This window comes from Pseudomonas sp. PL-6, assembly GCF_054110165.1.
The window spans coordinates 1,712,704-1,725,635 of sequence record NZ_CM134189.1; the positions used below are offsets into that span (position 1 = coordinate 1,712,704).

Below are 12,932 nucleotides of genomic sequence, written 5' to 3' on the forward strand. Positions count from 1 at the left end.
CCGGCCAGCTGCGGCGCTGGCCAGGGTTCTTCAGCCTTGGGTATCCTAGCCGCCTTTATGGAGTAGACGATGACAGACGTACCGGCCTTCGATGCCGAACTGGATGCCTGCGGGCTGAACTGCCCGCTGCCCTTGCTCAAGGCCAAGCTCGAGCTCAATCGCCTGGCCAGCGGCGCGGTGCTCAAGGTCAGTGCCACCGACGCCGGCTCGCAGCGCGATTTCCGCGCCTTCGCCAGCCTGGCCGGGCATGCCCTGCTGCACGAAGAGGTGGAGGGCGGGGTGTATCGCTACTGGCTGCGCAAGGCTTGAAACCGCTGTAGCGGCTTGAAACATATGCGCTGTCGCCGTTTGTTGGCCGTGCACGTCATTTTTCATGCGTCTGGCGTATGAGTGAGCCGGTATTGTCCCGGGGTAAGGAATTCTGATGGTCAAGGTTTTACGCGATTGGCTGCACCGCTACTTCTCCGACGAGCAAGCGGTGGTGCTGGCGGTGCTGTTGGTGCTCGGTTTCGCCGTGGTGCTGACCCTCGGCGGCATGCTCGCGCCGGTATTGACCGGCCTGGTACTGGCCTTCCTGATGCAGGGCCTGGTCAACGGCCTGGAGCGCCTGAGGGTGCCGCAGGTGCTCGCCGTGTGGTTGGTGTTCGCCCTGTTTCTGGGCGGCTTGACCATGTTCATGCTGGTGCTGATGCCGCTGCTCTGGCAGCAGCTGAGCACCCTGTTCAATGAACTGCCGCGGATGGCCGCGGAGTGGCAGTCGGTGTTCCTGCTGCTGCCGGAACGCTACCCGAACCTGATCACCGACGCGCAGATCGTTCAGCTGATCGACAGCATGCGCGGCGAGGCCGGCAAGTTCGGTCAGTGGGCGCTGTCGTTCTCCCTGTCCAGCCTGCCGATGCTGGTCAGCATCATGATCTACCTGGTGCTGGTGCCGATCCTGGTGTTCTTCTTCCTCAAGGACCGTGAGCAGATCGGCCAGTGGTTCCGTGGCTACCTGCCGCGCGAGCGTGCGCTGATCACCCAGGTGGCGCAGGAGATGAACCAGCAGATCGCCAACTACATCCGCGGCAAGTTCATCGAGATCATTATTGTCGGTGTGGTCAGCTATATCGCCTTCGCCTACCTGGGCCTCAACTATGCCGCGTTGCTGGCGCTGTTGGTCGGCCTGTCGGTGGTGGTGCCCTATATCGGCGCGGTGGTGGTGACGGTGCCGGTGGCGCTGATCGGCCTGTTCCAGTGGGGCTGGAGCGACCAGTTCCTCTACCTGATGGTGGTCTACGGCATCATCCAGGCGCTGGACGGCAACGTGCTGGTGCCGCTGCTGTTCTCCGAGGCGGTCAACCTGCACCCGGTGGCGATCATCTGCGCGGTGCTGCTGTTCGGCGGCCTGTGGGGCTTCTGGGGAGTGTTCTTCGCCATCCCGCTGGCGACCCTGTTCAAGGCGGTACTCAACGCCTGGCCGCGGATCGAGCCGGTGTCTGCCGAGTGAGAGACAAATGCACGGACGGAAAAAAGGCCGCAATTGCGGCCTTTTTCGATAGCGGTGAGGGTCAGGCCTTGTGCAGGGCCTCGGCTGCCGCCAGCACCTCGTCGACATGCCCGGCGACCTTGACGCTGCGCCACTCCTGGCGCAGCACGCCGTTCTTGTCGATGAGGAAGGTGCTGCGCACGATGCCCATGTATTCCTTGCCGTAGTTCTTCTTCAGCTGGTAGACGCCGAACTGCTCGCACAGCTGGTGATCCGGGTCGCTGATCAGTTCGAAGGGGAACTCCTGCTTGCACTTGAAGCTTTCGTGCTTCTTCAGGCTGTCCATCGACACGCCGAAGATCTGCGTATTGGCCGCCCGGAACTGGGCGAAGCGAGTGCGGAAGTCCAGGCCCTCGGTGGTGCAGCCCGGGGTCGCGTCCTTGGGGTAGAAATACAGTACGACCTGCTGACCCTTGAGGTCGGACAGCTTCACCTGCTTGCCGCTGGTGGCCTCGGCCTGGAAGTCGGCGACGGCTTGGTCGATGGCGACGGTCATGGGAGCTCCTTGAGGTTGGCTGTCAGGGATTCTGCGGGCGCCAGGGTTCGATCAGCGCGTCCAGATTGAGGGCGTCGGCGAAGTCGAGGAACTGGTCGCGCAGCCAGCTGATCTGGGTGCCGGCCGGCAGGGTCACGGTCAGGGTGGCGTTGAGCATGGTGCCGCCGGTCTGCGGCGCCTGGTAGGTGTCGCAGGTCAGACTTTCCAGCTCGACGCGGTGGTCGATGAAGAACTGACACAGCTCGTTGAGGATGTCCGGACGGTATACCGAGCTGACGTAGGCGACGTAGGGCAGGGCCTGCGGGCGCGCCTCGGCGGCGGCACTGCGGATCAGGTTGACCGAGAAGGCGTTTTTCTTCGCCAGCAGCGGCAGACTCGACTCCAGGCGCGCCAGCGCGTCCCAGCTGCCGGAGACCTGCAGCACCAGGGCACTGAACTCGCCGTGGCGGCTCAGGCGCGTGCTGACCACCGCGCAACGGTTCTCGTGGCAGGTGCGGCACAGCAGGTTGGTCAGCGCCATGGCGTCGGGGCCGAGGGCGCTGATGAGGAGAAATTGTTCGCGAACGGGGGGGGTGGACATGCAGCCTTCCTAAAGCGATGAACGGTCGGCGAGCGACGGCCGTCGACCAAAGGCAGCAGGTTAGCGAAAAGCACCGCCCAGGGGAATGCCGGCAAGCGCTTCCCGCGTGCGGCGAGACGGCCGTGCACGGCCTTGTCCGTTGCTTGTGCAGGACTGGTGGCGCCAGTACCATTACGGCTCAATTTTTCCGGCAGGAGCGGTTGCATGATTGCGGGCAGTATGGTGGCACTGGTCACGCCCATGGATGCGCAGGGTGGTCTGGACTGGGAGGCCCTGAGCAAATTGGTGGATTTCCACCTGCAGGAGGGCACCAATGCCATCGTCGCGGTCGGCACCACCGGTGAATCCGCCACGCTGGAAGTGCCCGAGCACATCGAGGTGATCAAGCGCGTGGTCGACCAGGTCGCCGGACGCATCCCGGTGATCGCCGGCACCGGCGGCAACTCCACCCGCGAGTCGGTGGAGCTGACCCGCGCGGCCAAGGACGTCGGCGCCGACGCCTGCCTGCTGGTCACCCCCTACTACAACAAGCCGACCCAGGAAGGCCTGTACCTGCATTTTCGCCACATCGCCGAAGCCGTGGCCATCCCGCAGATCCTCTACAACGTGCCGGGCCGCACCGTTTGCGACATGCTGCCGGAGACCGTCGAGCGCCTGGCCAAGATCGACAACATCATCGGCATCAAGGAAGCCACCGGCGACCTGCAGCGCGCCCAGGACGTGCTGGATCGGGTGAGCAAGGACTTCCTCGTCTATTCCGGCGACGACGCCACCGCGGTTGAACTCATGCTGCTGGGCGGCAAGGGCAACATCTCGGTCACCGCCAACGTCGCTCCGCGCGCGATGAGCGAGCTGTGCGCCGCCGCCATGCGCGGCGAAGCCGCCATCGCCCGCGCCATCAACGACCGCCTGATGCCCCTGCACAAGGCGCTGTTCATCGAATCCAACCCGATTCCGGTGAAGTGGGCGCTGCACGAAATGGGCATGATGGGCGACGGTATTCGTCTGCCGCTGACCTGGCTCAGCCCGCGCTGTCACGAACCGCTGCGCCAGGCCATGCGCCAGTGCGGCGTATTGGTTTAATCGAGGAATTTTACGCATGAAGCGACTGGCCGGATTGTCCGCCCTTGCTCTGATCGTCTCCAGTACCAGCGGCTGTGGCTGGCTCTGGGGTGAAGAAGGCTACTTCCGCGACCGCGGCAGCGATTACCTGGAAGCGCGGCAGACCGCGCCGATGCAGCTGCCGGCCGATGTCCAGGCCAAGCGCCTTGATCCGCTGCTGCCGGTGCCGGCGCAGGTGGCCAGCTCCGAGGCCCGCGGCAAGTTCGAGGTGCCGCGCCCGCAGAGCCTGCAAGTGCGTGCCGACGAACGCGAATTCAGCCTGCAGCGCAGCGGCGAGTCGCGCTGGGTCGTGGCCCAGCGCGTGCCGGCCGAAGTCTGGCCGCTGGCCCGTCAGTTCTTCGAGGACAACGGTTTCCGTATCGCCGACGAACGCCCGCAGACCGGCGAATTCACCACCGCCTGGCAGCGTTTCGACGAACTCTCCGCGAGCATGGCGCGGCGCCTGAGCAGCCGCGTCTCCGGCGTCGCCCCGGATGCCGAGACCCGCGTGCGGGTGCGTATCGAGCCGGGTGTGCAACGCAACACCAGCGAAGTCTTCGTCACCAGCGCCGAGCGTCCGGCCGGCAGCACTGCCGACGTCGCCTTCGCCGCGCGCAGCGGCAACGCCAGCCTGGAAGCCGCGCTGCTCGACGAAATGCTGGTGAGCATGGCGCGCAGCGTGGAGCAGGGTGGTTCGGTGTCGCTGCTCGCCGCCCGCGACTTCGATGCGCCCAGCCGCGTCAGCCTGAGCGAGGACGGCAACGGCAACCCGGTGCTCAACCTCGGCGCCGACTTCGACCGCGCCTGGTCGGGCGTCGGCCGTTCGCTGGAGCTGGCCGACGTGCGCGTCGACGACCTCAACCGCAGCCTCGGCCTGTACTACATCAACCTGGCCGAAGGGGCCCAGGCCAATGAGGAGAAGCCCGGCTTCTTCGGCCGCATGTTCGGCAGCGAGCCGAGCAAGGAAGAGCTCGAAGCCCGCGCCGAACGCTACCAGGTGCGCCTGACGCCGGTTGGCGACGGCGTCCAGGTCACCGTGGAAAAAGACCTCAACACCATCGCCCCGGCCGATGTCTCGCGCCGCGTGCTGAGCCTGATCCAGGACAACCTCGGCTGATCGGCGCTCGCGCCACCTGCCGATAACCGATAGGCGAAACCCTCCAGGGGTTTCGCCTGTTTTGTTTGCCAGAAACGGAAATGCCGACATGAGCACACCCACCACCCTGAGCCTGAAGAAGATCTACTCGGGCAAGGTCCGCGACCTCTACGAAATCGACGACAAGCGCATGCTGATGGTGGCCACCGATCGTCTGTCGGCCTTCGACGTGATCCTCGCCGAACCTATCCCGGAGAAGGGCAAGATCCTCACCGCCATCTCCAACTTCTGGTTCGACAAGCTGGCCGGCCTGGTGCCCAACCACTTCACCGGCGACAAGGTCGAAGACGTGGTGCCGGCCGCCGAACTGCCGCTGGTGGAAGGCCGCGCGGTGGTCGCCAAACGCCTCAAACCGGTGGCCGTGGAGGCCATCGTGCGCGGCTATATCGTCGGCTCCGGCTGGAAGGAGTACCAGAACAGCGGCACCGTCTGCGGCATCGCCCTGCCGGCCGGCCTGAAGGAAGCGGCCAAGCTGCCGCAACCGATCTTCACCCCCTCGACCAAGGCCGCCGTCGGCGACCATGACGAGAACATCAGCTTCGCCCAGTGCGAAGCCATCATCGGCGCTGAGCTGGCCGCCCAGGTGCGCGACACCGCCATCGCCCTGTACAGCGCCGCCGTCGAATACGCTGCCACCCGCGGCATCATCATCGCCGACACCAAGTTCGAATTCGGTCTGGACGAAGACGGCACCCTGACCCTGATGGACGAGGTACTGACCCCCGATTCCAGCCGCTTCTGGCCGGCCGACAGCTACGTCGAAGGCAAGAACCCGCCCAGCTTCGACAAGCAGTTCGTGCGCGACTGGCTGGAATCCACCGGCTGGAACAAGCAACCGCCGGCCCCGGCGGTGCCGGCCGAGGTGGCGCAGAAGACCGCCGACAAATACCGCGAAGCCCTGACCCGCCTCACGGCCTGAGGCTCAAGGCGAACGCTACAGCAAGGCCGGGCATCGCTCGGCCTTTTCACAAGCGCCTGATAGCACAAGAAAATTTTTCAAAATAAGCTTCGCCAAAGCGCATTCAGCTGTTATGATGCGCGCCGCTTGGGAAGATGCCGGAGTGGTCGAACGGGACGGATTCGAAATCCGTTGTGTCAGCAATGGCACCTAGGGTTCAAATCCCTATCTTCCCGCCATATAAAAAACCCCTGAAGCTTTCAGCCTCAGGGGTTTTTGCTTTTCAGCGCCTAGCCCTGATTTGTCAGCCTGCCCGTTTCTGTGAAACAAACCGCGCAACCGAGGGTTGGCACAGTGCCACTGTCTGCACTACTCTCCGGTCACCGGGCTAACGAAGTGGCCAACAGGCAGGATGCCGACCCCATACACTTCGTTAGCTCGGTATTCGATTTTCCCGTCGTGCGCAGCCTGCGCACGAACAAGACAAAGCCCTCGCTCGGAGGGCTTTGTCGTTTTGCTGCGGCGCGCGTTGCGTTGGCCGTCGAATAAAAGGCGTCCGTGCCGTCTCTCCATCCCCGCCCTTAGTCCTATCTGTTGCTTAGCCTAGGCGATAACTGGCGCTTTGCCATTATTTTGTTGGGCATCGCGGCGGCGGTCCTGGGCATAGCGTTGCAGCACCCACTGGCCGGCGGGGCGGGCGTGCAGTTGGTCGAGCAGGGCCTGGGTCTCGGCGTCGTGGCCGGCGATGTCGGCCCAGGGCGTGCCGGCTGGGGTGAACAGCGGGGCGAACAGCGCCGCGGCGGCGACATCGGCCAGGCTCAGGCGCTCGCCCACCAGGTAGCGCGCTGGATCGCCGTCGGTCAGGCGTTCGATCAGGTCGAGCCCGGCGAGCAGTTCGGCCTGGGACTTGGCCACGCGCTCGGGCGTTACGCCGTAGAGCTTCTGTACGCCGTTGATCAGCACCGGCTTCATCAGGTCGCGCAGGCCCAGCAGCGGGCGGTAGACCTCGAGCATGGCGTGCATCACAGAGTCCCACTGGCGAATCTGTCCGTACAGCCAGCGGCGCACGTGCACGCCGAGGCGGTCGAAGCCTTCTTCCAGCTCCAGCACCTGGCGACGTTGTTCGGCGTCGTTTGGCAGCAGGGTGTGCTCGGGGTAGCGCTCTTCCAGATACAGGGCGATGGCGGTGGAGTCGCCGATGGCGCGCTCGCCGTCCTGCAGGATGGGCAGGGTGGCGATGCCGGCCAGGCGCTGGCTCTTGAGCCGGTGCAGGCCGGGAAAGAGGTTGTCGACCCGGTAGTCGAGGCCCTTGTGCTCCAGGTGCCAGCGGGTCTTCTCGCAGTAGTGGGAAATAGGGAACTGGTAGAGGGTGCGCATGGCGGCTCCTTGTAAGTGAGTCGCCGAGTGTAGGAGCAAAGCGCCTGACCACCCAGTCGAGTGGCGCGCGCCAGGCTTTGGTTGGGGCGCCCCGCCAGTGCGGCGGGGCGCTTGGCTCAGTCGGTGCGTTGCAGCTGCACCTTGTCGGGCTTGGCCGCGATCAGGTGTTCGGGCAGGTCGAGCAGGTCGGTGTCGTAGGTTTCCAGTGGCGGCGGGCGACGTTCGAAGCGGGCGCCGAGCACCAGCAGGCAGGGCGTCAGCAGCAGGGTCAGCGCGGTGGCGAAGGCCAGGCCGCCGGCGATGGCGCTGGACAGCTGGGTCCACCACTGGGTCGAGGGGGCGCCGAAGCCCAGGCTCGGGCTGAGCAGGTCGACGTTGACGCTGAGCACCATGGGCATCAGGCCGAGGATGGTGGTCACCGCGGTGAGCAGCACCGGACGCAGGCGCAGGCTGCCGGTTTCCAGCGCTGCCTCGCGCGGCTCCAGGCCCTGGCGGCGCAACTGGTTGTAGGTGTCGATGAGGATGATGTTGTTGTTGACCACGATGCCAGCCAGGGCGATCAGGCCCATGCCGACCATGACGATGCCGAACGACTGGCCGTTGATCAGCAGGCCCATCAGCACGCCGGCGGTGGACAGGACGATGGCCGACAGCACCAGCGCCGCCTGGTAGAGGCTGTTGAACTGGGTGACCAGGATGATCGCCATGAGGAAGATGGCGACGACGAAGGCGGTCATCAGGAAGGTGGCCGCCTCGCGCTGGTCGGCGTCCTCGCCGGCGAACTGCACCTTGACCTCGGCCGGTACCTCGCCGAGCGCCTCGCGCAACGCCTTGAGCCGTTCGTCCAGGCGTGCGCCCTCGGCCAGGTCGGCCTGCAGGGTGATGGTGCGGTCGCCGTCGACCCGGCGCAGGGTGCCGACCTTGGGCGCCGGCTGCAGGTCGACGAAGTTGCTCAGCGGTACCTGGCCGGTCGGCGTGCTCAGGGTCAGGCGGCCGAGCTGGTCGAGCGAGCGCCAGTTGCCGGGCAGGCGCACGCGGATGTCCACCTCGTCGGTGGCGTCCTCGGGGCGGTAGGTGGCCAGCTTCAGGCCGTTGGTGATCATCTGCACCGCGTTGCCGACGCTGAGTACGTCGGCGCCGAAGCGCGCGGCGGCCTCGCGGTCGACCTTGATCCGCCATTCGATGCCGGGCAGGGCGCGGTCGTCCTCGATGTCGACGAAACCGCCGAGCCTGTGCATTTCGCCGCGGATGCGCTCGACCCACTGCTCGCTCAGCGCCGGGTCCATGGCGCTGATCTGCAGCTTGACCGGCTTGCCGTCGGTGGGGCCCTGTTCCTGCTTGCGGAACTCCAGCACCACGCCGGGGATGTCGGCGGTGCGCCGGCTCATCTCGGCGAGGATGTCCTTGGCCGGGCGACGCTGGTGCCAGTCGACGAACTGGAACTGCAGGGTGCCGATCACGTCGGCGCCGAGCTGGCCGTCCGGCTGGGCCAGGGAGCGCGCGTACAGCGCCTTGACCTCGCGCATGCCGAGCACCTGGCGTTCCACCTGCTTGAGCAGGGTGTCCTTCTCCTGCACCGACAGGTCGCCGCGGGCGCGCAGCCAGATCTGCGCGCTTTCCGGCTCGACCTCGGGGAAGAATTCCACGCCGTGGTTGAAGCGGCCGTAGCCGACGTAGATCAGCGCGATCAGCGCGAGCATGCCGAGCAGGGTCAGGCCGGGGCGCCGGAGCAGCTTTTCCAGCAGCCGGCGGTAGGCGCTGCCGGCGCGGCTGGCGTGCTGCGCCTGCGGTTGGGCCGCGCCGCCGGTGACGGCGCCGAGCACCGGCAGGAACACCAGGGCCATGGCCAGCGAGGCCAGCAGACAGAGGATCACGGTGGCCGGCAGGTACTTCATGAACTGGCCGACCACCCCGGGCCAGAACAGCAGCGGTAGGAACACCACCAGGGTGGTGGCGGTGGAGGCGATCACCGGCCAGGCCATCCGCGTAGCGGCATTGGCCCAGGCCTGGCGCGGGTTCTGGCCCTGGTGCAGGTAGCGGTCGGCCAGCTCGGAGACGACGATGGCGCCGTCCACCAGCATGCCGGCGACCAGGATCAGGCTGAACAGCACGACGATATTGAGGGTGAAACCGAGCATCCAGATCAGCAGGATGCCGCTCAGGAAGGCGCCGGGAATGGTCAGGCCGACCAGCAGCGCCGAACGCAGGCCCATGCTCGCCACCACCAGGATCAGCACCAGGACGATGGCGGTCAGCACGTTGTTGAGCAGGTCGCCGAGCATGCTCTGCACTTCCTGCGACTGATCCATGATGTAGCTGACTTCCACGCCCGCCGGCAGCAGCGGTTTGGCCTGCTCCAGCAGCGCCTTGACCTGCTCGATGGTAGCGATGATGTTGGCGCCGCTGCGCTTGGACACCTCCAGGACGATGGCCGGCTGGCCGTTGATGCGGGCGAAGCCGGTGGGGTCCTTGAAGGTGCGGCGAATGCTGGCGACGTCGGCGAAGGTGACCACGCTGCCCGCCACCACCTTGATCGGCATGCTCATGACGTCTTCGAGGTTCTCGATCACCCCTGGCACCTTCATGCTCATGCGTCCGGCACCGGTGTCCAGGCTGCCGGCGGCGACCAGGCGGTTGTTGCGGCTGACCAGGTTGAACAGCTCGTTGTAGTCGATGCCATAGCTGTCCAGCACCTGCGGGTCGACGACGATTTCCAGCAGGTCTTCGCGGTCGCCGCCGATCTCCACCGACAGCACCTCGGCGATTCCTTCGATGTTCTCCTTTAGGCGCCGGGCGATGTACACCAGCTCGGTCTCGGCGATGGGGCCGGACAGGCCCACCGAGAGCACCGGGAACAGCGCCACGTTGACCTCGTTGACGGTCGGCTCGTCGGCCTCCTCGGGCAGCTTGCTGCGCGCGGTATCGACCTTCTCGCGCACGTCGGCCAGCGCCACCTTGGCGTCGAAGCCGGCGTCGAACTCCAGGGTCACCGAGGCATGCCCCTCGCTGGATACCGAGCGCATTTCCTTGACGCCCTCGAGGCTGCGCAGCTCCTGTTCCAGAGGACGCACCAGCAGGCGTTCGCCGTCTTCCGGGCTGATGCCTTCCAGGGTCACCGAGACGTAGATGATCGGGATCGCCACGTCCGGGTTGGACTCCTTGGGAATGGCGATATAGGCGGCCAGCCCGCCGAGGATCAGGAAGGCCAGAAACAACAGGCTGGTGCGGCTGCGATCCAGTGCCGCGGCGATCAGGGCGTGCATCTCAGCTGCCCTCTGCGGCGAGTTGCGTGCGTACCTGCTGGCCCGGCTCGACGAAGCCCTGGCCGAGGGTGATCAGCGCCACCTTCGGCGGCAGGCCGCTGACCCAGGCGCCCTGGTTGTCGACGCTGATCAGCTGCACCTGGGTGAACTCCACGCGCTGCTCCTGGTTGACCCACTTGACCCCGTGGCGGCCGGTCTGGTCGAGGCTGAGCAGGGCCGGGGACAGGCGATGGGCCAGGGCCTCGCCGGTCTGGATATGCAGGGTGGCGCTGGCGCCGGCCAGGCGCAGGCCGGCGGGGTTGTCCACCTTGACCTCGATGCGGAAGCTGCGCGAGCCGGGGTCGGCGGCGGCGGCGATAAAGTGCAGCTCGCCTTCCAGTGTGCGGCCGTCGAGCAGCTCCACCTTGACCGGCTGGCCCAGCTGCAGCTGGGTCACCTGCTGCTGGGCGATCTGCGCGCTGACCTTGAGGCGGTCGATGTCCACCAGGGTCAGCAGGCTCTGCCCGGGCTGGACGAAATCGCCCAGCTCGACCTGGCGCTGGTCGTAGATGCCGGCGAAGGGCGCGACGATCCGCGTGTTGCGCAGCTGCAGGCGGGCGCTGTCGAGTTCGGCGCGGGCCTTGGCCAGCTCGCTCTCCAGGCGCATCAGCTCGTTGGCCGAGATCAGGCTGCGTTCGCGCAGGCGCTTGGCCGCGCTCACGTCGCTCTCGCGCTGGCGCACGTCGGCCTCGCTGCGCGCCACCTGGGCCGGGCGGTCGTCCGGCGACAGGCTCAGCAGCAATTGTTCGGCGGCGACGCGGTTGCCCTTGTCCTGATCCAGGCGCTGCACGCTGCCGCTGACCTGGGCGCGCAGCTCGACCCGGCGCCAGGCCTCGATCTGCCCCTGCACCACGTGCTGGCGTTGCATCGGCTCGGCCTGCAGCCACTGCACCTCGACCCGCGGCAGTTCGGCGGCCGCGGCCGGTTGGTCGGCCGTGGCCTCGTCGCGGGCGGCGAAGCGCTCGCCGCTGAGCAGCCAGAGCAGCAGCACCAGGATGATGAGGACGGCGATGATCCAGGGACGTTTGCTGAGTTGGGCGAACATGGCGGGTTACTCGCTGAATGCGGGCGCTGGATGCAGCGCGGCGGCCTGACCCTGCAGGCCGGCAATGATGAAATCGGTGACGCGCTCGAAGTAGGCGTCGAGGGCAATCGGCTCGGCCCAATGGGCGAAGCCGCCGGAGGCGATGCGTGCCATCACCCCGTTGACGCAGGCCTCGACGCCCCACAGCAGGTGCTGGCAGTCGGCCGGCGACAGCTCGAGCTCGGCGAAGCTGGCCTGCAGCAACTGGTTGAACAGCGCCAGGTACTGGCCCTCCAGTTCGAGAAACTGCTCGCGGTAGGGCGGCTCCAGGCGTTCCTGAAAGGCCGGACGGTCGCACAGCAGGCACAGCTCGGCCTGCAGCGGGTCGGCCAGCAACTGCTCGAAGGCGCGGCGAATCACCCGGCGCATGGCCTGCGACGCCGGCGCCTGCTGGGCGACGGCGCGCAGTTCGCCCAGATGCTGGCGCGAGCGATCCAGCACCAGGCGCGCATAGAGCGCCTCCTTGCTGGGGAAGTGCTTGTACACCGTGCCCTTGCCGATGCCGGCTTGGCGGGCCACCTCGGCGATGGTGACGCGATCCCAGGACTGCTCCTGGAACAGCTGGCGGGCGGATTCGAGCAGGGCGTTTTCCCGTTGCTGGAAGAGTCGATCCTGGTAGCGCATGGAGTTTCCGCGGTGAGTCGTGACCGTTGGTCATGCTATGACTGTTGGTCACGCCGGGCAATCCGCGAGTTGTAACCGGGCGTGGCGCAGGTCTCGCCCGAGGAGTGCTGGCAAAGGCCATGGAGGACGCGCCGAGACGGGTTAGGCGCCCTTGACCCCGATCAATTGCCGCCGACCTGGCGGCGCACTAGACTGCCTGGCATGAACGCCATGGCCCGCCTCTATCTGGTCCTGCTGCTGACGCTGGTGCTGCCCCTGCAGTCCCTGGCGGGCCTCCTGCCGCAGGGCGATCCCTGCCCGATGAGCCAGGGCAGCGGCCAGCCGGGCGACTGCTGCGACGACGAGGCGATGGCCGCTGGCGATCAACTGTGCGCCGAGAGGTCGCAGTGCTCCAGCGCCGGAGCCTCGTTGCTCGGCAGCCAGCCGCCGCGGATGGACGGGCTGCTCGCTCCCTCGCGGCTTGCCTGGCAGGCTCTCGCCGATCCCCTGTCACGACCTTCGCTCGCGCCCTGGCGTCCGCCCCGGGCCTGATTCCCTCGCCAACCTCGATGCCCTCCGTGCAGCCCGGCTGCCGGCGGGGGGCTGTGCGTCCCGCGGGACGCTGGTTTTCGACAGGAATCAACCGATGTCCATTGCCTATTTGCGCCTCGGTCCGCTGCTGGCCGGCGCCGTGTTGGCCAGCCTCGCCAGCATGCCGAGTCTGGCCCTGACCCTGGAGCAGGCCCTGCTCCTGGCCGGCCGTGAAGCGCCCAACCTGCTGGCGCGCGCCGCCGAGCTGGAGGCGGC

12 protein-coding genes and 1 tRNA gene are annotated in these 12,932 nt (G+C 66.7%); 7 read left to right on the top strand and 6 right to left on the bottom strand.

What is annotated here, in order from left to right:
• The first annotated feature begins 69 nt into the window (after positions 1-69).
• Both ACW9UL_RS07880 and ACW9UL_RS07885 read left to right on the top strand, forming a co-directional pair.
• A complete protein-coding gene (locus tag ACW9UL_RS07880) occupies positions 70-309 on the top strand; it encodes a sulfurtransferase TusA family protein (protein ID WP_021444960.1) in 240 nt (79 codons plus the stop codon).
• 115 nt (positions 310-424) lie between these two features.
• Positions 425-1,489, top strand: coding sequence for an AI-2E family transporter (locus tag ACW9UL_RS07885; RefSeq protein WP_457789957.1), 1,065 nt, complete (start codon positions 425-427; stop codon positions 1,487-1,489).
• 61 nt (positions 1,490-1,550) lie between these two features.
• On the opposite strand, the gene ACW9UL_RS07890 is transcribed toward ACW9UL_RS07885, so the two are convergent.
• Together ACW9UL_RS07890 and ACW9UL_RS07895 are read right to left on the bottom strand one after the other, a co-directional pair.
• Positions 1,551-2,024: a peroxiredoxin gene (locus tag ACW9UL_RS07890; RefSeq protein ID WP_457789959.1), complete on the bottom strand. Its 474-nt coding sequence runs from the start codon at positions 2,022-2,024 to the stop codon at positions 1,551-1,553.
• A 22-nt stretch (positions 2,025-2,046) separates the two neighbouring features.
• Positions 2,047-2,604, bottom strand: a complete 558-nt coding sequence (locus ACW9UL_RS07895) for a glycine cleavage system transcriptional repressor (RefSeq protein ID WP_457789961.1) — start codon at positions 2,602-2,604, stop codon at positions 2,047-2,049.
• Positions 2,605-2,808: 204 nt separating this feature from the next.
• On the opposite strand from ACW9UL_RS07895, the gene dapA reads away from it, so the two are divergent.
• The 4 genes from dapA (at position 2,809) to ACW9UL_RS07915 (ending at position 5,998) form a co-directional block, all read left to right on the top strand.
• On the top strand, positions 2,809-3,687 hold the full coding sequence (gene dapA, locus ACW9UL_RS07900; RefSeq protein WP_457789963.1) for a 4-hydroxy-tetrahydrodipicolinate synthase: 879 nt from the start codon (positions 2,809-2,811) through the stop codon (positions 3,685-3,687).
• A 16-nt stretch (positions 3,688-3,703) separates the two neighbouring features.
• Positions 3,704-4,822 (top strand): NlpB/DapX family lipoprotein, encoded by a 1,119-nt coding sequence (gene bamC / locus ACW9UL_RS07905; protein WP_457789965.1) that lies wholly within the window; start codon positions 3,704-3,706, stop codon positions 4,820-4,822.
• Between the two features lie 88 nt (positions 4,823-4,910).
• Positions 4,911-5,780: a phosphoribosylaminoimidazolesuccinocarboxamide synthase gene (locus ACW9UL_RS07910; protein WP_122107364.1), complete on the top strand. Its 870-nt coding sequence runs from the start codon at positions 4,911-4,913 to the stop codon at positions 5,778-5,780.
• A 128-nt stretch (positions 5,781-5,908) separates the two neighbouring features.
• A tRNA-Ser gene (locus tag ACW9UL_RS07915) sits at positions 5,909-5,998 on the top strand.
• A gap of 364 nt (positions 5,999-6,362) precedes the next feature.
• Here the strand turns inward: ACW9UL_RS07915 and ACW9UL_RS07920 are convergent.
• The 4 genes from ACW9UL_RS07920 to ACW9UL_RS07935 form a co-directional block, all read right to left on the bottom strand.
• Positions 6,363-7,136, bottom strand: coding sequence for a glutathione S-transferase family protein (locus tag ACW9UL_RS07920; RefSeq protein ID WP_457789967.1), 774 nt, complete (start codon positions 7,134-7,136; stop codon positions 6,363-6,365).
• A 116-nt stretch (positions 7,137-7,252) separates the two neighbouring features.
• Positions 7,253-10,399: an efflux RND transporter permease subunit gene (locus tag ACW9UL_RS07925; protein WP_457789969.1), complete on the bottom strand. Its 3,147-nt coding sequence runs from the start codon at positions 10,397-10,399 to the stop codon at positions 7,253-7,255.
• 1 nt (position 10,400) lies between these two features.
• Positions 10,401-11,483 (bottom strand): efflux RND transporter periplasmic adaptor subunit, encoded by a 1,083-nt coding sequence (locus ACW9UL_RS07930; protein ID WP_397496563.1) that lies wholly within the window; start codon positions 11,481-11,483, stop codon positions 10,401-10,403.
• A 6-nt stretch (positions 11,484-11,489) separates the two neighbouring features.
• Positions 11,490-12,146, bottom strand: coding sequence for a TetR/AcrR family transcriptional regulator (locus tag ACW9UL_RS07935; RefSeq protein WP_457789971.1), 657 nt, complete (start codon positions 12,144-12,146; stop codon positions 11,490-11,492).
• 201 nt (positions 12,147-12,347) lie between these two features.
• Here ACW9UL_RS07935 and ACW9UL_RS07940 point away from each other — a divergent pair, with 201 nt between their 5' ends.
• On the top strand, positions 12,348-12,677 hold the full coding sequence (locus tag ACW9UL_RS07940; protein WP_457789973.1) for a hypothetical protein: 330 nt from the start codon (positions 12,348-12,350) through the stop codon (positions 12,675-12,677).
• The last annotated feature ends 255 nt before the right edge of the window (positions 12,678-12,932 follow it).

Coding starts and splice junctions, on each gene's coding strand:
- ACW9UL_RS07880 (WP_021444960.1), top strand. CDS start 70: ATGACAGACGTACCGGCCTTCGATGCCGAACTGGATGCCTGCGGGCTG.
- ACW9UL_RS07885 (WP_457789957.1), top strand. CDS start 425: ATGGTCAAGGTTTTACGCGATTGGCTGCACCGCTACTTCTCCGACGAG.
- ACW9UL_RS07890 (WP_457789959.1), bottom strand. CDS start 2,024: ATGACCGTCGCCATCGACCAAGCCGTCGCCGACTTCCAGGCCGAGGCC.
- ACW9UL_RS07895 (WP_457789961.1), bottom strand. CDS start 2,604: ATGTCCACCCCCCCCGTTCGCGAACAATTTCTCCTCATCAGCGCCCTC.
- dapA (WP_457789963.1), top strand. CDS start 2,809: ATGATTGCGGGCAGTATGGTGGCACTGGTCACGCCCATGGATGCGCAG.
- bamC (WP_457789965.1), top strand. CDS start 3,704: ATGAAGCGACTGGCCGGATTGTCCGCCCTTGCTCTGATCGTCTCCAGT.
- ACW9UL_RS07910 (WP_122107364.1), top strand. CDS start 4,911: ATGAGCACACCCACCACCCTGAGCCTGAAGAAGATCTACTCGGGCAAG.
- ACW9UL_RS07920 (WP_457789967.1), bottom strand. CDS start 7,136: ATGCGCACCCTCTACCAGTTCCCTATTTCCCACTACTGCGAGAAGACC.
- ACW9UL_RS07925 (WP_457789969.1), bottom strand. CDS start 10,399: ATGCACGCCCTGATCGCCGCGGCACTGGATCGCAGCCGCACCAGCCTG.
- ACW9UL_RS07930 (WP_397496563.1), bottom strand. CDS start 11,483: ATGTTCGCCCAACTCAGCAAACGTCCCTGGATCATCGCCGTCCTCATC.
- ACW9UL_RS07935 (WP_457789971.1), bottom strand. CDS start 12,146: ATGCGCTACCAGGATCGACTCTTCCAGCAACGGGAAAACGCCCTGCTC.
- ACW9UL_RS07940 (WP_457789973.1), top strand. CDS start 12,348: ATGAACGCCATGGCCCGCCTCTATCTGGTCCTGCTGCTGACGCTGGTG.